This is a genomic window from Lacticaseibacillus zeae DSM 20178 = KCTC 3804 (assembly GCF_000260435.1).
Lineage (GTDB): Bacteria > Bacillota > Bacilli > Lactobacillales > Lactobacillaceae > Lacticaseibacillus > Lacticaseibacillus zeae.
This window is the reverse complement of record NZ_BACQ01000022.1, coordinates 72,847-92,964: the sequence shown is the minus strand read 5'-3', so window position 1 is coordinate 92,964 and position 20,118 is coordinate 72,847. Positions and strand designations below refer to the sequence as shown.

Annotated in this window: 27 protein-coding genes; 23 read left to right on the top strand and 4 right to left on the bottom strand. The window is 45.6% G+C overall.

What is annotated here, in order from left to right:
• The 12 genes from GSO_RS04025 to GSO_RS03965 all read left to right on the top strand — a co-directional run bounded on the left by GSO_RS04025 (window position 1) and on the right by GSO_RS03965 (window position 11,685).
• Entirely contained in the window at window positions 1-321 is a 321-nt protein-coding gene (locus GSO_RS04025; protein ID WP_010489253.1) for a type II secretion system protein, read from the top strand.
• Window positions 322-341: 20 nt separating this feature from the next.
• Window positions 342-743 (top strand): hypothetical protein, encoded by a 402-nt coding sequence (locus tag GSO_RS04020; RefSeq protein ID WP_010489252.1) that lies wholly within the window; start codon window positions 342-344, stop codon window positions 741-743.
• Between the two features lie 240 nt (window positions 744-983).
• Window positions 984-1,454, top strand: coding sequence for a type II secretion system protein (locus GSO_RS04010; protein ID WP_010489251.1), 471 nt, complete (start codon window positions 984-986; stop codon window positions 1,452-1,454).
• 14 nt (window positions 1,455-1,468) lie between these two features.
• Entirely contained in the window at window positions 1,469-1,795 is a 327-nt protein-coding gene (locus tag GSO_RS15520) for a hypothetical protein (RefSeq protein ID WP_156397769.1), read from the top strand.
• A 104-nt stretch (window positions 1,796-1,899) separates the two neighbouring features.
• Window positions 1,900-2,913, top strand: a complete 1,014-nt coding sequence (locus tag GSO_RS04000) for a class I SAM-dependent methyltransferase (protein WP_010489249.1) — start codon at window positions 1,900-1,902, stop codon at window positions 2,911-2,913.
• Window positions 2,914-3,250: 337 nt separating this feature from the next.
• Entirely contained in the window at window positions 3,251-3,706 is a 456-nt protein-coding gene (locus tag GSO_RS03995; protein ID WP_010489248.1) for a hypothetical protein, read from the top strand.
• Window positions 3,707-3,995: 289 nt separating this feature from the next.
• Window positions 3,996-5,357 carry an amino acid permease gene (locus GSO_RS03990; protein WP_010489247.1) on the top strand — a complete coding sequence of 454 codons (1,362 nt, stop codon included), beginning with the start codon at window positions 3,996-3,998 and terminating at the stop codon, window positions 5,355-5,357.
• Window positions 5,358-5,732: 375 nt separating this feature from the next.
• Window positions 5,733-6,497, top strand: coding sequence for a lysophospholipid acyltransferase family protein (locus GSO_RS03985; RefSeq protein WP_010489246.1), 765 nt, complete (start codon window positions 5,733-5,735; stop codon window positions 6,495-6,497).
• On the top strand, window positions 6,494-7,333 hold the full coding sequence (locus GSO_RS03980) for a glycosyltransferase (protein WP_010489245.1): 840 nt from the start codon (window positions 6,494-6,496) through the stop codon (window positions 7,331-7,333). The genes GSO_RS03985 and GSO_RS03980 overlap by 4 nt, the downstream gene beginning before the upstream one ends.
• Complete coding sequence (locus GSO_RS03975) at window positions 7,334-8,290, top strand: glycosyltransferase family 8 protein (protein WP_010489244.1); 957 nt, start codon at window positions 7,334-7,336, stop codon at window positions 8,288-8,290.
• Window positions 8,287-9,159, top strand: coding sequence for a lysophospholipid acyltransferase family protein (locus tag GSO_RS03970; RefSeq protein ID WP_010489243.1), 873 nt, complete (start codon window positions 8,287-8,289; stop codon window positions 9,157-9,159). Before GSO_RS03975 ends, GSO_RS03970 begins: the two co-directional genes overlap by 4 nt.
• Window positions 9,160-9,390: 231 nt before the next feature.
• Complete coding sequence (locus GSO_RS03965; RefSeq protein WP_010489242.1) at window positions 9,391-11,685, top strand: alpha-galactosidase; 2,295 nt, start codon at window positions 9,391-9,393, stop codon at window positions 11,683-11,685.
• A gap of 111 nt (window positions 11,686-11,796) precedes the next feature.
• On the opposite strand, the gene GSO_RS18500 is transcribed toward GSO_RS03965, so the two are convergent.
• Together GSO_RS18500 and GSO_RS03955 are read right to left on the bottom strand one after the other, a co-directional pair.
• Complete coding sequence (locus tag GSO_RS18500; protein ID WP_257789391.1) at window positions 11,797-11,922, bottom strand: hypothetical protein; 126 nt, start codon at window positions 11,920-11,922, stop codon at window positions 11,797-11,799.
• A gap of 13 nt (window positions 11,923-11,935) precedes the next feature.
• Window positions 11,936-12,244, bottom strand: coding sequence for a hypothetical protein (locus GSO_RS03955; RefSeq protein WP_010489241.1), 309 nt, complete (start codon window positions 12,242-12,244; stop codon window positions 11,936-11,938).
• A 392-nt stretch (window positions 12,245-12,636) separates the two neighbouring features.
• On the opposite strand from GSO_RS03955, the gene GSO_RS03950 reads away from it, so the two are divergent.
• The 4 genes from GSO_RS03950 (at window position 12,637) to GSO_RS03935 (ending at window position 13,779) form a co-directional block, all read left to right on the top strand.
• On the top strand, window positions 12,637-12,858 hold the full coding sequence (locus tag GSO_RS03950) for a hypothetical protein (RefSeq protein ID WP_010489240.1): 222 nt from the start codon (window positions 12,637-12,639) through the stop codon (window positions 12,856-12,858).
• A gap of 113 nt (window positions 12,859-12,971) precedes the next feature.
• Window positions 12,972-13,145 (top strand): hypothetical protein, encoded by a 174-nt coding sequence (locus GSO_RS17700; protein ID WP_155807518.1) that lies wholly within the window; start codon window positions 12,972-12,974, stop codon window positions 13,143-13,145.
• 109 nt (window positions 13,146-13,254) lie between these two features.
• A complete protein-coding gene (locus tag GSO_RS03940) occupies window positions 13,255-13,524 on the top strand; it encodes a hypothetical protein (RefSeq protein ID WP_010489239.1) in 270 nt (89 codons plus the stop codon).
• 33 nt (window positions 13,525-13,557) lie between these two features.
• Window positions 13,558-13,779, top strand: coding sequence for a hypothetical protein (locus tag GSO_RS03935; protein WP_010489238.1), 222 nt, complete (start codon window positions 13,558-13,560; stop codon window positions 13,777-13,779).
• A gap of 367 nt (window positions 13,780-14,146) precedes the next feature.
• On the opposite strand, the gene GSO_RS03930 is transcribed toward GSO_RS03935, so the two are convergent.
• Window positions 14,147-15,295, bottom strand: coding sequence for a tyrosine-type recombinase/integrase (locus tag GSO_RS03930; RefSeq protein WP_010489237.1), 1,149 nt, complete (start codon window positions 15,293-15,295; stop codon window positions 14,147-14,149).
• Between the two features lie 111 nt (window positions 15,296-15,406).
• Entirely contained in the window at window positions 15,407-16,042 is a 636-nt protein-coding gene (locus GSO_RS03925) for a helix-turn-helix domain-containing protein (RefSeq protein WP_010489236.1), read from the bottom strand.
• Between the two features lie 134 nt (window positions 16,043-16,176).
• On the opposite strand from GSO_RS03925, the gene GSO_RS03920 reads away from it, so the two are divergent.
• The 7 genes from GSO_RS03920 (at window position 16,177) to GSO_RS03885 (ending at window position 20,114) form a co-directional block, all read left to right on the top strand.
• Window positions 16,177-16,455, top strand: coding sequence for a helix-turn-helix domain-containing protein (locus tag GSO_RS03920; protein WP_010489235.1), 279 nt, complete (start codon window positions 16,177-16,179; stop codon window positions 16,453-16,455).
• A 67-nt stretch (window positions 16,456-16,522) separates the two neighbouring features.
• Window positions 16,523-16,912, top strand: coding sequence for a hypothetical protein (locus GSO_RS03915; RefSeq protein WP_010489234.1), 390 nt, complete (start codon window positions 16,523-16,525; stop codon window positions 16,910-16,912).
• Window positions 16,913-17,022: 110 nt separating this feature from the next.
• The gene (locus GSO_RS03905; RefSeq protein ID WP_010489232.1) at window positions 17,023-17,214 is read left to right on the top strand and encodes a hypothetical protein; all 192 of its coding nucleotides are present in this window, start codon (window positions 17,023-17,025) and stop codon (window positions 17,212-17,214) included.
• A gap of 44 nt (window positions 17,215-17,258) precedes the next feature.
• On the top strand, window positions 17,259-17,534 hold the full coding sequence (locus tag GSO_RS03900; protein WP_010489231.1) for a hypothetical protein: 276 nt from the start codon (window positions 17,259-17,261) through the stop codon (window positions 17,532-17,534).
• Window positions 17,531-17,719, top strand: a complete 189-nt coding sequence (locus tag GSO_RS03895) for a hypothetical protein (RefSeq protein WP_010489230.1) — start codon at window positions 17,531-17,533, stop codon at window positions 17,717-17,719. The genes GSO_RS03900 and GSO_RS03895 overlap by 4 nt, the downstream gene beginning before the upstream one ends.
• The gene (locus GSO_RS03890; protein ID WP_010489229.1) at window positions 17,703-18,515 is read left to right on the top strand and encodes a bifunctional DNA primase/polymerase; all 813 of its coding nucleotides are present in this window, start codon (window positions 17,703-17,705) and stop codon (window positions 18,513-18,515) included. Before GSO_RS03895 ends, GSO_RS03890 begins: the two co-directional genes overlap by 17 nt.
• 3 nt (window positions 18,516-18,518) lie before the next feature.
• Entirely contained in the window at window positions 18,519-20,114 is a 1,596-nt protein-coding gene (locus tag GSO_RS03885) for a DNA primase family protein (protein ID WP_010489228.1), read from the top strand.
• Window positions 20,115-20,118: the final 4 nt, after the last annotated feature.

Here is a 20,118-nt window from a genome sequence, read left to right as displayed (position 1 = left end):
ATGCGACGGAAAAAGTTACGGGCGTTCACGCTCATCGAAGTCGTAGCAGCCTTAGGTGTGATTATTTTGTTAACGTTGGCCTTGGTTCTGACGATTCAAGGACAGATGAAACGCGTCGATACGCAAAATTTGAAGGCCACGGTTGCGACCGTCAATACTCAGTTGGAAATGACTTACAACGAGCCTGATCAAGGTGGCGTTGATTTTAGCTCCCCTGATCAATTGGTCAAAAAAGACGTGATTTCGCAAAGTCAGGCTGATGCGCTTAAGAAAGGCGGTTATAAACTAACATCCGGTTCACCGCCAAAATTCACTAAATGAAACGGTTAAGCGGCTTTACCATGATTGAGGTCGTTGCGGTGATGTTTATTTTGACGGCATTAGCTTTGGTAGCGGTGCCGGTTGGACGAGGGGCCCTGACGCATCGGCAGGAGCGGGAGTTTATGGAAACAGTGGTTGAAGAGTGGGAAATGTTGAAAATGAAAGCAAGGGGTGACACCGTTAATGGCAACATGTATGTGAATGGTTCTAAAAAGCAGGTCGAGTTTTCAACGATAAATGGGACATTTCGTATATTGAAATTACCACCTTCTTTAACTTTTGACGGCTACTCGACGTTGATTGTTAACCCAAGAGCAAAAATTGGGAAGGCTCGTTCGTTGAATTTTCAGTACGCTAAGGGGAAATTCTGGGTTGTAAGCTTTCAATTAGGATGGGGGCGAGCGGTATTCAAAAAAAACTGAGCGCTGTTTTGCTAGTTGAGCACCTCGCTGCCCTGGCGGTGGTCTTGATTGCAGCTAGTTGGCTGACCTTATTAATGCGGACGTATCAAAAACTTGTGGTTCCTGCTCGGGAAGAAACTACAGCTTATTATGCTGCCCGCGTTGCCTTGGTCCGATTACCCCCACCTGGTGGAAAAACGAAAGTGAGGGTGGGACCCAATGTTTGGCAAGTCGAGGTGCGTGCGAAGGAGGTCAGTGTTTATGCCGACCAAAAAACTCGGACTTTTTCCTTTAAACCTTAGAGCCTTTAGCTTGATTGAAGTGGTTGTCGGATTGGGGTTGATGATGATCGTGATGCTATTTTGGCAACCACTTTTAGCCGGTATTCAACGTTTTACCCAGCAGGATCAGTATTTAATTCATGCCCTACAAGCGGAACAGGATCTACAGGCTGATGTCCGTACTCATAAAATGAAAATGGTAGAGCTGAAGGAAAGTCGTGTAAAGCTTGAAGGGCAGGACGGTTCCAAAAGCAAAACGTACGAGTTTGAGTTTTATGCTAAACGTGGCAATGAAGGTATGATTCGTTCTAGACCAAATCAGGATGGACATGTTCCTTTATTCATGCAGCTTAAAGCAGCTAAATTCCAAGCAACTTCGCAAGGCTTTTTATATGTCTTACGACTAAAATCAGCGCAACCTTTCGAAGGCGGGGTGTTTTTGGAACCATGAAGCTGCGAGGAAGTGTGTTAATTAACACGTTAATTTTATTTGGCATTTTCTTATCGCTGACGGTTGGTCTGTTTGAGCAATTTAAATCGTGGCAACAGCGATATCGCGTGATCTTGAAAGTTGAAAAGGCGCAATTTGAGACCACTTATTCGCGCTGGCGACAGCAAAAGGAAGCCGACAAACAAACTTCAGAAAATGTATCTAACAATCAAGGCTCTTCAACCAGTGGTGCTGTGGAATCAAGCTCGACAACAGTTGAAGGAGCACCGTTCACGGAAATTCAGCCGCCTCAGACAAAGTCGACAGAAACTCAGGGTTCCAAGGCAGAGATGCTTGAATAAGCTTTTGCCAATCAGTACACTGGTAGACAAGGCGTCAGCCAAGGTCATGAAAAATATCCTGTGAGGGCGCGCGTTGACTGACAGAGTAACGAGGAGGCACTGGTTTGGCAAACGAACATCTTGAAAAGCTTTACCATGTTTTAGATGACAGCACGACGATCTTGAATCAACAGTTGAAAACATCCTTTATTGCGGCGATTACCGAGGCCGGAGAGGATCTTGACTCAGGTGAGGTGATGCAGGAAGATGGTTTGCCTAATGATGAGGCAAAAAAGAAGCTAACCGCGCTGTTTGATCAAATTAAGCTGGCTACCTATGAGCCGGAAGAAATTCGTCAGGCGTTACAGTTGGTTTTGGTGAAAGCTATTAAAGTCGATGGGATTGAGCCGAACAAACAAATAACGCCGGACGCAATGGCTAGTCTTGCGACGTTTATGATCACCATCTTTATTCAACAACATCCTGATCAACTGCGGGTTGCTGATTTGGCTGTTGGCACCGGAAATTTGTTGTTTGCGGTCATGAATCAGCTTCACAAGGCCTGGAATGTCGAAGTCAAAGGCTTTGGCGTTGATAATGATGAGGCGTTGCTGGCAGTAGCAGGAATGAGTAGCAGTCTTCAACACTTAGACGTTGATTTATTTCATCAAGATGCTTTGGACAATCTTTTGTTTAAAGATGCTGACGTGGTGGTTTCAGATTTGCCAGTGGGCTATTACCCGATTGATGAACGCGCTAAAAAGTTTGCGACTGCCACCAAAAAAGGCCATTCTTATGCGCATCACCTGTTAATTGAGCAAAGCATGAACGTCCTGAAGCCGGGCGGATTAGGCTTGTTTTATGTGCCTAGTCAGGTGTTTCGCTCTAAAGAGGCAGAAGGCTTAACCAAATGGCTGGCAAAGGCCATGTATTTTCAGGGCTTGTTAAACTTGCCGGATGACTTTTTTGCTGATAAGAATGCGGAAAAGAGCCTATTGATTTTGCAGAAACCAAGTCCTGACGTCAAACGCGCTAAGCAGGTCTTACTTGGACAGTTTCCGGACCTCAACGATCGCGACGCGTTTGCATCCTTCATTGCTAAGGTCAAGGACTGGGCTGCAGCCAATATTGTGTTGTAGATAACGTTGTATCAGAAGCGTTAGCGTCAGCGGCTTTTGCTTCGGTGGGGCACATCCACACAGAAACACTGTCATATTTCATGAAACCAAACAGGCACTGGAGACTTAGCAACGCGTCTCCAGTGCCTGTTTGGGTTTCTTTGCTGCCTCAAAACGCGTTCGCAGGCCCAGAAACCTGCGTGTAAGGACCTCAGACGCAATGGCCAAGACCGGGCCATCACGCCTGAGACCACTTACACTCCGGTTTCTAACCGGGCCTGCTCACGCTCTGCGAGTGGGTTCCTGCTTTTTTACGCGCAATCGGTTAGAATAAGTTATCACCAACAGGAGGGCCTTTATGTCGTTATTAAGTATTGCGTATGTTTTAATTGCTATTGTTTCGGTCGGTGTCACCATTTTTGATATTGTGCATGTGCGGATCCGTGCAACGCCAAAAGTCTGGCGGATCATTTTTTATCTGGCGATCGCCGCTTTTAGTCTGGTTTTAACGTTGCAACAAAGTCGCCATTTTGACGATTTGGTCAGCGGTGGATTCATCGTGGTCATGTTTCTTTGCTTTGCAAGCTGGCAAAAAGGCTTGGCGGATCCTGCTATTATTGGCGGTTTGGGCAGTATTCGGATGTATCAAAATCTGAGTGGGCTTGTTTTGCAGGCACAAGGCACCGGGACGCTTTTATTAGCGCAAATGGGGCAGGTGACTGTCTTAAGATTGCATTTCCGCCAAGCACCGCAAACCCTTCAAAGCTTCCTGGTAGATAAAATGACGCCCGAACAAATTAAGATTGTCGATTAGTGGTTGGTTTGGGGTTTTCTGAAAATGGTGTATAATTTTTCTAATACGGACATTCGTTAAACGATATGTACCATTCCTGATAATGACATGATATTGCTGTGATGAACTGGTTGAAAGCACCTGTCAGTATTTGTTGCCGTGTACAATGACATAACAGCGGTCGTATTGTCATATTCGAATTTAACATCCAAACTTTTAAATTTGTCGAATCAAAAACATTTGGTTAAGAAGTCGGTTTTTTACTGTCTTCTTAGCTGACTCGGATCATTTATATTTAAGGAGGAAGCGCATGCCAGCCGAAAAAGATGATCAACCTGAACTCGCACGGAATTTGAAAAGTCGCCATGTTCAACTGATTGCGATTGGGGGCACCATTGGAACTGGTTTGTTTCTGGGTTCCGGTCAATCTATTCACTCGGCCGGTCCTTCGATTTTGTTTGCTTATTTAATAACTGGTGGCATCTGTTTCTTGTTGATGCGGGCATTGGGCGAGTTATTGATGTCTGATGTGGATTCGCATACATTTATTGACTTTATTACCAAGTATTTGGGTAAAGATGCCGGCTGGGTCACAGGCTGGACTTACTGGATTTGCTGGGTTGCGCTGGCAATGGCCGAAGTGACTGCCATCGGCTTATACATTAAGTTTTGGTTGCCTGACGTTCCGCAGTGGTTGCCGGGCTTAATTGCATTAGCTGTCTTGCTGTTACTGAATTTGGTTAGCGTCGGGCTTTTTGGCGAAGCGGAGTTCTGGTTTGCATTGATCAAAATTGTCGCGATTATTGGTCTTATTGTCCTGGGCATTTTCATGATGATTGTTCGGTTCAAAACCCCGCTCGGCCATGCAAGCTTGGCCAACCTTGTCAATGATGGTGGGCTTTTTCCCAAAGGCTTTGGCGGCTTCTTGATGTCGCTGCAAATGGTCGTGTTTAGTTTTGTCGGAATCGAAATGGTCGGGTTGACGGCAAGTGAGACAAAGGATCCACATAAAGTGATTCCTGAGGCCATTAACGAAATTCCGATGCGGATTCTGTTGTTTTACGTAGGCGCGCTATTTGTCATCATGTGTATTTATCCGTGGCGGCATGTTTCGCCGGTTAACAGTCCTTTTGTTGAGGTTTTCAATAATGTGGGTATTCCATTTGCCGCGGATATCATCAATTTTGTTGTGTTAACTGCCGCAGCTTCGGCATGTAATTCGTCTATTTTCAGTACTGGTCGGCTACTTTTCTCATTGACGGTCACCGGTAAAAGTCAATCAGCGCAATGGGCGGCCAAATTGTCACGGCGGCAGGTGCCGGCTCGGGCTATTTTAATTTCAACCGCCGTCATTGCGGTAGCGGTTGTTTTGAATCTTTTCCTTCCTGGCGCGGTTTTCACGTTAGTTTCAAGTATGGCCACGATCAGCTTTCTGTTTGTCTGGGCCATGATCATGTTGGCGCATTTGCGGTATAAAAAGTTATATCCACATAAGGAAGGCTTTCGGATGCCATTCTATCCAGTTTCGGATTACCTTGTTTTAGGTTTTCTCTTCCTGACCGCCATTATTATGCTGTTCGATCGGGCAATGCTTTCGGCACTGATTTTTGCGGTCGTTTGGATTGTGACGCTCTTTATCTTACGTCGATTGCGCCGCGCTGCAAAAAGCTAGCGAATATCGATGAATCAAGACAATAAAAAATGAGCGTAAACTTAGTAGGAGATTGAATGAAGCTGCTTAAAGTTGATAAATCAGACCCTTTTGATTGAGCAATCACTCAGAGAGCTTGCATTTAGGCTTGACTAACTTTGCTAACGCGTTATGCTGTTAATGGCTCAGGAAGTGCGGAAGTATTATGATTGGTGTTATTAATAATGCGAATGCGGTTCTTGGCTTGAGATGGTAGTGGCTTATATGCGCTCCGTAAACGCATTTGCAGTCACAGAAGCCTGCTTTAAGGGTCTTGGACGCAGCCATCCAAGGCCACTTTACATGAGCTTTTAAGCGGGCCGGTTCACGCTCAGCACAACGAGGAAGGGGATTCTGATGGCAAAGGTTTTGACTTATCGGCGGTTGACCGATGATGTTGTGGCTGCTCCTAATCAAAATTCCGCCATCCCTGCTAATTATCATTGGCAGCCTACGCGTGAGTTTCGACTAAAAGCGGATCTTGTTTATGGCGGATCATGGCTGTTTGCCCAAGGTTACTGTCGCATAAAGCTGCATGTTCGCAATCGGCAGGTTTTTCGTCAAGCAGCCGGTCGCGGCTATTTTGTTTATGGCAATCACACCCAGCCGTTTGGGGATGTTTTTACGCCGATGCGGGTGAATCAATCGCGGCGGGTGTATACGCTGGCCGCAGCCGCGAATTTGAGCGTTCCGATTCTAGGTCGTTTGGTACCTTATGGTGGAGGCGTCTTGGTTCCGCATCATTTGCATCAACTGCGCGATTTCAATGCCGAAATTCGACGGCTTATTCAGGCTAAGCATGTTGTCATGATTTATCCTGAAGCCCATGTCTGGCCGTATTATACCGGCATCCGCCCATTTGAGGCCGGTGCGTTTCATTATCCTGTCGAACTTGATGCGCCGGTTTTTGTGACCACCATGACGTATCAAAAACGCCACTGGCGGCGCAAACCACGGCGGATTTTGTACGTTGATGGTCCTTTTTGGCCTGACTGCGAGCTTCCAATCAAGTTGCGGCAAGAGGCGTTAGCAGGTCAGGTAAAAAAGACCATGGTTGCCCGTGCCTCTTTAAGTAATGCCGAGTATATTCAGTATCAGCAGAAGGAAGGGACATGTCCGTGACGACGAATATTTTGTTTTGCGGAGATGCCAACATGACGGATGGCGTTTTGATTGCTACGTTGTCGTTAATGCGGCAGTCTCGTCAACCGTTGCACATTTTTATTTTAACGGCCGAGCTGAACGTCAAGAACCACCACTATCAATCCTTTTCCGCCGCCACAGCTGAGCGGATGGCGAAGCTGATGCAGGCACAGAATCCGGCTCATCAACTGACGCGGATTGACATCACGGACCAGTTCTTGGCTAATCCACCGCGTGCTAACATGGGCACGATGTTTACGCCTTACTGTATGCTCCGGCTGTATGCCGATTTGGTACCGGAATTGCCTAACCGCGTGTTGTATCTGGATACGGATGTGATTTGCCGTCGCCCGTTTGATGCGTTTTACAATCAATCAATGACGGATATTGATATTGCCGGTGTCCTAGATCATTATGGCAAATGGTGGTTTCATCATCGGCTTGCCTGGTTCGATTATCTTAATTCCGGCGTGCTGTTGATGAATCTTGCCCATATTCGGGAAGATGGTTTGTTGGTTCGGTGTCGGCGGCTGGTTCGGCATCGCTGGCTGTTCATGCCGGATCAAAGTGCTTTGAACATAAAGGCCAAATTTAAACGAATCATGCCGCAAAAATATAACGAGCAGCATCAGCTTAAACCGGATACCGTCTTTCAACATTTCACGACTTTTTTTCGTTTCTGGCCGTGGTTTCGGATTATCACCGTCAAGCCTTGGCAGATTCAGGCCGTGCATCAGCAGCTAGGTTTACATGAATATGATGATTTGTTGGAAGACTACCGCCATCTCGCACCTAAATTGAAAGAAGTGTCTTGAATGACCAATACGACCACAGTTCCAATTTTCTTTTCGGTAGATGATGGGTATGTCCCTTGTCTGGCCGTTGCGCTAACCTCGATTCGGGCCAATAAAAATCCCCAAGTTGATTTTGAGATCAATATTCTTAACAGCGGCTTATTGGCGGAGAACCAAAAGCGACTGGCGGCATTGGCAGCACCGCACTTTAAGATCCGGTTCATTGCGATGGATGCAGTGACCAAACAAATTAGTGGCGACACAAATAAGTTACGCGGTGATTATGTCACATTGACAATTTATTTTCGGTTGTTCATTGCCGATATGTTTCCGCAATATGATAAAGCTATTTATATCGATGCAGATACGGTGGCGGATGGGGATCTAACTGCCTTATTTGCAACGGATATGGGCGATCATTTATTTGCCGGGGTGGCTGATCCGGTGATGATGACTTATCCGGAGACGATCGAATACATCCAGCGTGATTTTGGCGTTCAACCAGGCGAATATATTAATTCTGGTGTATTATTGATGAATCTGGCTCAGTTGCGAAAGGAACACTTTTCAAGCCGTTTCCTGCATTTGCTGAAAACGTATCATTTTACGATGATTGCGGCTGATCAGGATTACATTAACGTCATTGCCCAGCATCGGATCAAGTACTTGCCGAAAGTCTGGAACATGCAAACTGGCGTGCCGACCGCTGCAGAACCTGGTGGTAAGCTGATTCACTATAATCTTTTTGGTAAGCCGTGGCACTATCAAAATGCCAAGCTAAGCGATCGGTTTTGGCATTATGCGCCGGCTTCCGGCTTTGAAAAGGATTTGAAACAGCAGTTAGCGGCGTTTACCCCCGCTGATCAGCAAGCCGATCGTGATAGTATGGCCGGTATGTTGGAGACGGCAGTTCAAGCTTGTCATACAAGTAACACCGTTTTAAATGCCGTCAATCACGGTGAACAGGTGGCGCTATGAAATCGGGGAAGTTTGTCGGACCGGATCGGGCGGCGGTGATTGACAACATTCGCCGAGCGGTTACTGCCAAAACGTTCAACGTCAAAGTCGAACAGCATGATCCGACTTTTTCTGAATCAGAAGAAACGGCGATTATCAACCGCTACCTCCATCAGCGGCGGGCGTGGTCGTTTCGGCTCAAAACATTGATTTGCCGCCTCATGGTGAATGCTTATGCGTTGCGGGTGACGAAAGATGTCGACGTTGTTGGCATTGACAAGATTCGGTCCATTAAAAGCGGCGGAGTCATTACCAGCAACCACTTCAGTCCTTTTGAAAATATGGCGGTACGTAAAGCGGTTCGATTGGCGGGCCGTCATCGGATGTATATCGTGAGTCAGGATACGAACTTGGCCATGAAGGGGTTGTTGGGATTTGTCATGAACTATGATGACACGATTCCGTTATCCGGGCGACCAAGTTTTTTGAATGGGCCGTTTTTGCAAATGCTGACGGCGGCGTTTAACGGGAATCATTGGGTTCTGATTTATCCAGAACAGGAAATGTGGTTTAATTACCGAAAACCGCGGCCACCAAAGCGCGGCGCTTATTTTTACGCGGCAGCTGCGAATGTGCCGATTATTTCCTGTTTCACGGAAATTCGTGATCTGCCAGCTCGGGAAAATCAACAACTGCGGGAAGTTCGCTACATTCTTCACGTTCTTGATCCCATTTATCCCGATCCCAAACTATCGGTTCGCGACAACAGTTTTCAAATGATGGAACGTGATTACCGGCAAAAATGTCGGGCATATGAAGCGGCCTATCATCGAAAGCTGACGTATACTTTTTCAACAAAAGATATTGCGGGCTGGGATCCGCAAAAATAAACAGAAGCCGGGAGCTGTTTTCAAAATTCTGAAAACAGTTTCCGGCTTTTGTGATGAGGCGACTGGTGTTATTTCTACGATTGTAAACATCTTGCTATTTAAGCGAAAATATTCGCCGGCAAGTGTCTGGTGCTGGTTTGGAAAATTCATAATTGCTTTTTCAGAAAACAACATTTGCACTCATTCTATGCTATAACGAAGGTAATGAACAAAATCAAAGGAGGATCTCAATTGATCGACGTTATTCACGATCATGCCTTTCATTTATACAATCAGAAAATCAGTTACCTGTGTTCGCTGTTGCCAAATGGGCAGCTTGGTCACCTTTATTTTGGGCCGCGACTTTCATTGACAGATACGGACTTAGATTATTTGTCCCAAGGTTCCAGTCCGTATGCCTGGATGGCTAACTTTTCTAATGACCAGCCATTTGCTTTGGGTGATGCCCAGCAGGAGTATCCGGTTTACGGCACGGGCGATTTTCGGCAAGGCAGCTTAAGCGTGACTCAGGATGATGCGCCGGTGTATCCGAATTTTGTATTCAAAGATTATCGTATCAGTCACACGAAAATGCGTGATCTGCATCATCCGACCAGCTTTGGTAACCCGGCTTTGACTGATGTTTTGACGATTCATCTGGAAGACGAAACGGCACAGTTGTTACTGACGTTGCAATATACCATCTTTTCCGACAGTGCGGCGGTGATTCGGGCTGCGACTTTGACCAACCAAGGCTCTGAACCGGTCATGATTCAACGGATGCTGAGTGGGGTCTTGAATCTACCACAGGGTCGATTTGATGTTGTGCATTTATCTGGTAATTGGGCAAAAGAGCGGCATATTCAAACTCAACCACTAACCCAAGGTACATTTTCGGTCGAGTCGTTACGCGGAGCTTCCAGTCATGAACAGAATCCTTTTGTGGCCTTACATGCTGTCAATCGGTCGTTTACCAGTGGTGACACTTATGGCGCCAACTTGATTTATTCCAGCAATTTCTTGGATAGCATCGAGGTCAACGAGTGGGATCAGACGCGGCTACTAATCGGTATTCATCCGGCATCTTTTAGTTGGCGTTTGGATCCGAAGACCAGTTTTACCACGCCTGAAGCAGTTTTTAGTTTCAGTTCCGGCGGGCTTGCCGGACTAGCACAAATCAATCAGCGGTTTGTAGCGCGGCATATTATTGATCCGCAATGGCGCCAAAAAACGCGTCCAGTGGTATTAAACAGCTGGGAAGCGACCTATTTTGACTTGAATGAACAAAAGCTGTTGCGCTTAGCCAAACTCGGGCGTCAAGTCGGAGTGGACTGTTTTGTCCTTGATGATGGCTGGTTTGGGACGCGTGATAACGATCTGAGTTCACTTGGTGATTGGTTTACCAACAAGCACAAGTTTCCGGACGGGCTTGGCCATTTTGCGCAGGAGATTCACGACCTCGGATTGCAGTTCGGTCTGTGGTTTGAACCGGAAATGGTATCCCCGCGGTCGCAATTCTTCCAAAAGCACCCAAATTGGGTTGTCCGGCCAAAACGCGGACGCTTCTCGATTACCCGCAATCAGTATGTGCTCGACTTCAGCAATCCGGCGGTCGTCAACAATATTTTCGATCAGATGCAAAAAGTCATCACCGAAACGCATCTGGATTACGTTAAGTGGGATCTGAACCGAAGTATCACCGAGGCATACTCGCCTTATCTGGCTAAAATCGGTCATCCGCAAGGCGAATTTTTCCATCGCTATGTGCAAGGCGTCTATACGCTTTATCAGAAATTGTTGACGGCATTTCCGCAGCTGTTGATTGAAGGTTGTGCTGGTGGCGGCGGACGGTTTGACTTGGGCATTCTTTTTTATAGCCCACAGATCTGGACCAGTGACGATTCCGATGCCATTGAGCGGCTGGCCATCCAATCAGGAACGGCGCTTGCTTATCCGTTAAGTTGCATGAGCAATCACGTTACGGCCGTGCCGAATGAACAAGTCGGACGGACAACGCCATTGGCAACCCGTTTTCGTGTTGCAGCTTTTGGCATTTTAGGCTATGAACTCGACTTAACCAAACTAACACCAAAAGAACTGGCAACGATAAAAGATCAGATTTCCTATTATCACGACCTGCAACCGCTCGTTCTAAATGGCGACTTCAGCTTATTGTTGCCGCGTCAATCCAATGGCCAGAATCAGGTGGCGTGGTTGTTAAGTGATCACGCTCGCAAGCGACTGGTTTTAGGGTTCTTCCGCGTCCTTGCCGATGCCGACAGCCGGACAGTGCAATATATGAAAATACCGTTAGCCCAACCGAATCGCCGTTATTGGGTGAATGGTCACACCGGCCCGATTTCCGGTGATGTCCTTCAGCGGGTCGGCGTCCGCTTACCAATTCAGTTTAACGGTGCCAACCGCGAGCAAGCCCAACTCATTGGTGACTACCAGTCTGCCTTGTTGACGTTTGACGGGGTCACCAATATAAGAGCCATTAATCGGCGGCGTGAAGAAGAAGGCAAGGAGAAAGTTGGCCACGTCTGAATAATTTTAGCGCATGAAGACTGTTGAATATTAAAAAACACCTGCAGTCGTGACTTGTTCCTAAATTTAAGGGCAAGTTGCAACGGCAGGTGTTTTGCTTTTTTGATTGACTTACGATCGGCGACGCTTGGTCAACAGCAGAATGCCAGAGACAAGACTCATGCCACTGGCGACAACGCCGAGACTGCCGGCGATGATCGTGACGATTGCAATCGGTCGATGCTCGATCTTCTTCATGCGCGCCTCCTTTCTAATGTTGGGCTGGGTCGTAGCTGATTACAATGCACGAATCCTGATTGGGATTTTCAATCCGTTCGTCACTTGATTCATTATTAAGCAGGTCCGGTTCATCGCTATGACGGAATCGGGCTTGGAAAATGGTTTCATCGTTGATTCGTTTGATATAGCGTGCCGCTGCACCCGGACTCACAAGTTGAATGGATGTTGCCTGACCGTTATTAACGGCATCATTCAGTTCGGCGAGCGTGCCGGCAAGTTCGTCGTGCGAAAAACCGGCCGATTCGAGAATGCTGATTAAGGTGGTAACTTCATGATTCATAGTTGTTCCCTCCTGAGCGTTCGCCAGCCCGGTTTCTGCGACTACGAACGCGTTAATGTGGATACGTTATAAATTTTTGAATTGGCTTTACTATTTTACCAAAACACGGCTAATCTGAGGTGATTTTTAGCTCGAGGATGCTGCTGATTTTGGTGTGAGTTTGATAAAGCATGGGCACACAAGAAAAACTTTAAAAACAATCGTGAAGAACTCACTAAGTATACCAAGCTAATTAAAGATGGTCTGACGAAATCAATATCGGTTTTCAAGGAGATCAAGTATAATAAATCTGAAAAGTAGCAGCGCCTTCAGCGTAATTATTATGCGCTTGAAAAGCTCGAGTCTGGTAAGAGGAAGCGAACCCACGTCGTTCCTTGGGGAGGTTACAAAAGATGAAACTCACAAAGAATCTTAGAGGTAAGCGAGTAAGAATCGTTTTTAAAGACCATGAGGCTGTTGTTACACCTGAAAAGTGGAGCCACGCTTTAGTGACCTACTACACGAGTGAGTTGGATGACGATAACGGTGAGAACATCGAAGTTAGTCTTGATAACGATCCGACTAGTTATGTCGTGTATGGGGATGAGATTAAATCTATTGACATTGTCAAATAATTAACGCGTTCACTGCGGAGAATAATGTTAAGCTTAGCTGGCAAGCACACCATACTGAAAGGGTTAAGAACAAAATAAAGAGTTATTTAGAATAGTTTGGGAAACAAACTCAGGTGTCTTCTGTTGGCGGTTACGAGCTTCAGGAAAAGGTCACGGACGCAATTGATGCAGATGAAACTGACGATGGGTTGCCTTATATGACGATTATTCCTTCTGTGGGTCGTCTGATGGGGCAATTTATTGGCGTTGATGCAAATGAAATCAAGTCTATTAAAGTTATTGAATAACTAAAGCGTCCATCGAGGCGGTGACGTTAAACTTGGCTCGTTATCACGGGCACCGCTCATGGCTGTCAAAAAGTGCTAATGAATTTCAAATAGGAGAATGGGTAGAGTAATGCTGACAATGTTTTTATTGGCTGTTACACCCGACACAGTATCATATAGTTTTTATCCAGAAGACGATCGAAAAAAAGGCGGCATTGTAGAAATGAATCGTAATTCTGGCGACATCATTTTTATTTCTAAACCAGAAATGGATTCTGTCGTCCTCTCGAGCTGCTTAGGACATGCTCGAAGTTCATTAGCGAGTTGTTTGGAAAAAAAGAATTTCCTGAAAAGTGGGGAGCGGCTTGGGGCTAATCTCAACACGTTGGTTTTGGGCTGATGTATGTTGTGCCATATAAGGGGATGAGCTTAGGTGAAATTGAAACCAAATCTTGTTGGGCGTATCGTTGCTATTGAGTTCAAGGATTCCACGGGTGCTGTTACTTTGGATAAATGGTCTCATGCTAAGGTGACGGCTTATACAAGCGAGTATGACGATGAGGACGGAGAGAGTTACAATATTAGATTAGACAATGATCCGTCACTTTACCTTGTGTATGGGCATGAGATAAAATCGATCCGGGTTATTAAGTAATAATAAGTCCACTGCGAGGATGATGTTAAACTCAGCCGGCAATCACAGAATACTGGGCGGGTCCAGCAAAAACCGAATATGACTTGAATTGCAGCACACTGATTGGTCGATCAGGGTGTTTTTTTGTACAACAAAAAGACTTTCTACTTGCTCATTTTTTGGATGGGAGGTCTCTTTTGTGCACTTCACTTCAAAAACAACCCCAAACACCCGAAAATAAAAAGCCCCGAAATGCTGATTTAACAGCATTTCGGGACTAACGAAAAGTATCTAAAAGCTTAATAATGGAGGTGAGGAGTCTCCAACTGCATTAGCCTTAACCGCTGATATAACAGCATTCGTGCGGTGGCCTTACTCCAAATGTTACCTAAAATGTTACCTGTTCCATATATTCTGCTAACTTGTCGATGCCTTCTCGAGCATCCGACTGATTCATGCCAGCATATATGCGAAGCGTCACATCGGGCGTAGAGTGACCGGCAAGCCGCTGTACAGTTGAAACATCAACACCGCTGCGAATCATATTCGTTACAAAAGACTTACGCAGACCGTGCAATGTGATGCGAGGTGTAAGGTGGTTTGCTTCAATAATATCTTTCAGCCACTTGTTAGGCCTGTTAATGCCTAAGCGTTTTTCAAAGTGTTGTGGAGATGGGAACAGTGGCCGATCATCTCGAATGCTGATAATCTTGCTTGTGTCAAGTAATGCTATCCACTTTTTAAGCTGTATTGCCACTTTCGGGGTTAATGGTATTGTGCGCATACCCGCGGTTGACTTGGTGCCTTTAATTGATTCCTTACCATTCAGACCAGTTGCATAGGCTTTATTGATTGACAGTGTGGAAGTTTTGAAATTAACATCTGATACGTTCAGGGCGCATAGTTCTTCACGCCTGATACCGGTGCTAACCATCAGCAGAAACATTGTGTACTTTTCTGGATCGTTATTAGGATCAATGCAAGTTAGGAATCGGGCGACTTGCTTGTTATCCCAGTAAACTGGTGACTTTCCAGATCCTACCCCGCGTGGCAATTCGACACCGTCTGCGGGGTTCTTTTCGATGTACTGCATCTTAACAGCAAATGAGAGTATCTTTTTCAAATAAATGAAACGTTCCTTGTATGCCTTGGTGGTTGTTTCTCGCCACTGACTGACAGCACTTTGAATGCTGCCGGTTTTTATCGCGGTGAGAGTTTTAGAACCAAACATAGGGATCAAGTGGTTATTGAAAAGCTGCTTAGTCTTATAGGCTGTACTTCCTTCCACAGTTTGAACATAGATCGGCCACCACTGATTGTACAAATCACTAAAGGTCTGAACCGGTGGGGTAGTGTCGTTTTCATCATATAAACCATTGGCCACGTCTAGCTTGAGTTCTGACTCTAGTAGACGTGCTTTTTGCATGCTTTGAACATTGCGAACAATATTCTTGCGTTTTCCAGCAACAAGCCCAGCATTGACCGTTACGCGGTAGCGAACTGCACCAGACTTAAGCTTTACTTTTTTAATTGCCATATTCTTCTCCTATCCGTCACGCTGGGCAGGCGGTGTTAGATTGGAGAGTTTTCGCCGAAAATGGCGAAAAGGTGGCGGCCGATTTTTCGGCCATGATATTAGATATAGAAATTAAGCGTGTTTTGCTGTTACTGCATCTAGAAGCTGTTCAAAAGAACTCATGAATTCAGACTTGACGTAGTCGACTTGCCCATCGTTCTTAACGATTGAACGTAATCCACTTAACAAAGCACCAAATGATGCCGACAGACCCCTATCTGAATGAAAACCATTGTAGAAAGCAATACAGAGCTGAATTGCATCATTGATGGTCAACATCTCAAAAGTATCCATCTTTTCTAAATCGAGGTTTTCAATACTATTAACTAACTGATTCATGGCGCGCTGGCGCATTTGATTTACGGATTCAGTGGTGCTCATGGACTTTTTGATAGCAGATAATACTTTTTCTGCATCTTCTGGAGTTTTATTTCCATGTTCAAAGTCATCAATAATTTTTTTTAGTTCTCGATTAGTCATCGTATGTGCGATGGTTTCATCAATTGCGGTTGGATCACTCGATATCCCTTGGAGATATGGTATTGAAACTCCTAAAACATTCGACAATTTTTGCCAAGTGTCGATTTTGGGCTCTCGGCTATTGTTCTCATAAAGGCTTATTGATTGACGTGTAACCCCGATCCTTTTAGCGAGATCAGCTTGAGATAAGCCTTTGTCTTTTCTGGCTTTCAAAATGTTATTTTGCATCTAATTGCCACCTCTCTTCCTCGTTATCATAAATTTTTTTGCACAAAGTTGCAACTAATTGTTGACAGCAACATAATGTTGCAATAAGCTATAGATATCAAAGCAACAACTTGTTGCCGTGGAGGTGAAATGATATGGCTTCAATGAAAGCAGAACTATTGTTGTCCGAGGACTTCGACAAGCAACTACAAGATCGTATTCATCAGGAAGTGATCCAAGCGGTTAGTAAGCTTGCACCACAACATGATGAGCCTAAAAAGCTGAACATCGGTCAAGCAGCGGTTTATGCCGGTGTGGCTCGTAACACACTGTTGTCTTGGACTAGAAAAGGTTTGCCGATGCAAGTGGTTGGTGGCGTTAAGCGGATCAATACCGCAGACATAGACGATTACATGAATAACCACGGCAAGTAATCACGCTGGGCAGGCGGAAAATTGTAAGCAACTTATGACAGGCACATAAAGCCAGAGAGGAAAATATATGAAAGTAGTTTATCCGTCAATCGTGGAGCAATTCTATGAGGGTTTGAAATCTGAAGGCGTAACGGCTGGTAAGGATGAGGTATATCGCACCATGGTCGAGACCAACTTAATTGACGAAAACGGTGTTCCTACACAATACGCATTGGACAATGGTTTTATCAAGTGTAATGAGCCGGAAAGCCTAGCAGAGTTAAAGGAGCTTTATCCTAATCTTCAGAAATACTCAGACGATCATTTCATGAAGACTGACGAAGGCTGGTACGCTGATGCCTTTGTATTACGTAGCGAATCCATACTTTTATTGAACGATCCGGCTACGTCCGAAACAGACAAGCAAAATGCTCGGATCGTCCTTAACCATATCAAGGAGGATGATGCCGATGACTAGCCTTATTACGTGGATATTTATTCATCCGACAGTTATCCCCGTCATGCTGATGGTTTTCATGAACGGTGGCGTGCTGAGAGCGTTTCTACAGTTTAGAGAGGACTATGACCATGGCAAAAATGATAAATAGCAAGTACGGATGGACGTGGCCACAGTTTGTAAAGGCTGACGCTGATTGTGATCGGTATTGGCAAGCTCAAAAAGCCGAAAAACGTTCACTAATTGAGGCCACAAAAAAATCGCCAAGAGTGGCACCTCAAGGCGAGAAGAAGACAAGCGAAAAAATCTATATCGACTTTTAGCTTGCCTCGAATTGGTTACTTTGTCAAGGAAAATGGAGGCAATTATGATAAAAAATGTTTCAAACAGCACCAAAGCGCCTGATTTAGGTGAGGCGTCTTGGAACCTCAGCACTGCAAAAGGACTTTTAGAAGCCCTTAGTGATGAATTCGACATTATGGAAGGCTCTGTCGTTTCATATCAAAGCAATCGTAATGAAAAAAATGCTGCAATCTTGGCATACGGTATGGATCGCTCATTTTATACATGGATGGCGCTACTGAAAGCAATTCAAGAATACGTTGATAGCAGCTTGGCAACGATTGATGAGGTAAACAAATGATGAAGAAAGATTATTATACAACCGCACAGGCACTTTTGAGCGATACAAGTGCAATGGTGAATGTCTTGCGACATCAGATCAATAATGAACAGCAATCAGCACTGGCCGACACAGTTGCTGACATGATTATTGATGCTCGCCGTCTACTTATGGAGGGAGATGCTGCCGATGGTCGACGTTCTTAAAATGGCGCTTGGTTATCAGCAACACGGTTTTGCAGTCTATCCCCTTGCGCCAGAGACACGAACACCACTTGCTGGTTCACATGGGTACAAAGATGCCACCAAAGACCCAGAACAGGCCAAGAAATGGTGGGGTGAACATCCTAACTACAATATTGGCTTGGGGCTTGATGGCGTGCTGGTGTTTGACATTGATATGGGGCATAAAAGCGAGGCTAATGGCAATGAGACGTTGGCTAAATTGTGCGCTGATGGTCGTGCTGGCCAAATTCCATCTACCTATATAGAAACAACGCCAAACGGTGGACTTCATATTTTCTTCACCTATCCCAAAGAATTGAAGCTAACCAGTCGATCGGATTTGTTCTCTAAAAATGGCGAGAAAACCGGACTTGACTATATTGCGACTGGTGTACCAGTTTTCCCTAGCATTCGCGAGAACGGCATGTATCAACCACTCAAAGGGCACAAGATCACCAAGATAGCCCCAGCACCTCAGTGGTTACTAGATGAAATCCAACGTCAGCGCCACCCTAACATGAGTAATTATTACAGCAGCGCAGATTCATGGTTTGGACATTTTATTAATCGTCTGGTAGATGGCACAGACGAGGGGAACCGTAACCAGTGGATGGCAAGCATTGCTGGTTCAGTCTTCCGTTCTGGCGCCGATCCAGATAAATGTGCCGATCTCATTCAAACTGTCAATCAGTGCTACGTTCGGCCTCCCTTGCCTAATGGCGAGCTAGTCAAAATCATCAATTCAATCAGCAAGCGCGAAATCGCGCGTCGAAGTTAGGGGGTGAAGCGTACGGACAGCTTAAAGGAAGAACTAAACAAGTCGCCAGAGTTTACCCGGCTCAAGGTGATCTCTAAAAGCACATTAGAACCATTTGACGTGAACAAGTATCCAGAGCCTCAAGATAAGACCGAGAAAGGTATTCGGGCATATAACAAACAGCTTGCTGCCAAGTTACCGAACTGGTTAAGAGTTTGGTTTCAAGCCGAGCAGCGCGATGAAGACGATCCCCAAAACGTAACCATTCATCGGAATATCAAGGTGGACTTTCTCACCTACGGCTACCACTTCATGGATAAAACACGAGTAGAGAGTTTTCCCGGGTTGAGTGAAGGCGCGATATATGAGCCCAGTAAAGGGACGTGGCGCACATTTGGCAAGGGTGAGTTCACTAAGACCACCGAGAGCCGAACCACCAAAGAGATGCTCAAATGGGGACTGTATCGTGAGAGTGATATTACAGGCGCCAGACGATTCTTGCAGCGCATCAGCTACAACGAGGACTATGGTAAGCGATCACCATTTGATGAGAACCCACATCCAGAACTAGTTGCATTCACTAACGGCACATACAGCATACTGACCAATAAGATGCAGGAAAGTAGCGCTGACAATTACATGCTGAACGCCCATGAATACGCGGTCGATCCAGATAGGGACGATTGTCCAGAGACTGAACGACTGCTTGCAGCTATGATGGGCGATGCCGCGATCACATTTGAGGAATTCATCGGTTATATGTTCTATCGGTCTTACCGTCCATTCCAAGCATTCCTGTGGTTGTATGGTACCGGCGGTGAAGGCAAAAGCACACTTATTCGCAGAATTACTAACCTCATCGGGCGTGACAATGTGTCAGCATCAAAACCAGCAGACCTTGCCAATGGTGACCGTCGTTTTGAAACAGCCAACCTATACGGCAAGGAAGCAAATATCGTGGCAGACGTCGGGTCAGATTACCTCAAGAGCACAGCCGCGATTAAGTCACTAACTGGTGGGGATTATATTCCAGCCGAGTTTAAAGGCATTCAGAACTTTAAGTTCATGAATTATGCCAAGCTACTGTTCAGTGCCAATGAAATGCCCGCATTCAGTGACCATAGCAGCGGTTTTGCTGATCGGGTGATCGTGATCAAGATGATTAACGGTGACACCCGACACACACACTGGTGGGATCAGTTTGACGATGCCAAGATGGACGAAGAAACTCCACGCTTCGCTATGAAATGCATGCATATGTTTGCCAAGGCGCTTAAAAGCGGTGGCCTGACAAAACATGATTCGGTAGTAAACGCAAGCCAAGAGTGGCTGGACGCAAACGATCACTTTAAAGAATTCCTTGACGAATACGCCACTATCGATACAAAAGATGATCGCGGTGAAGCAACCACTGTTGTAACAGCTGAATATAAGCGCTTTTGTCAAATGAACAACTACACTGATAAAACCAGCACACAAGCGATCGCGAAAAAACTAGCTGCCTACCACGTTTCTAAAGATCGAAGCCGAAGGGGCTTTAACAGCGACGGTGGAAATGTTCAGCGATTCATTGGCTTACATCTAACGGGTTCGCTTATAAATGATCAATTTAACGAGTAGTCGC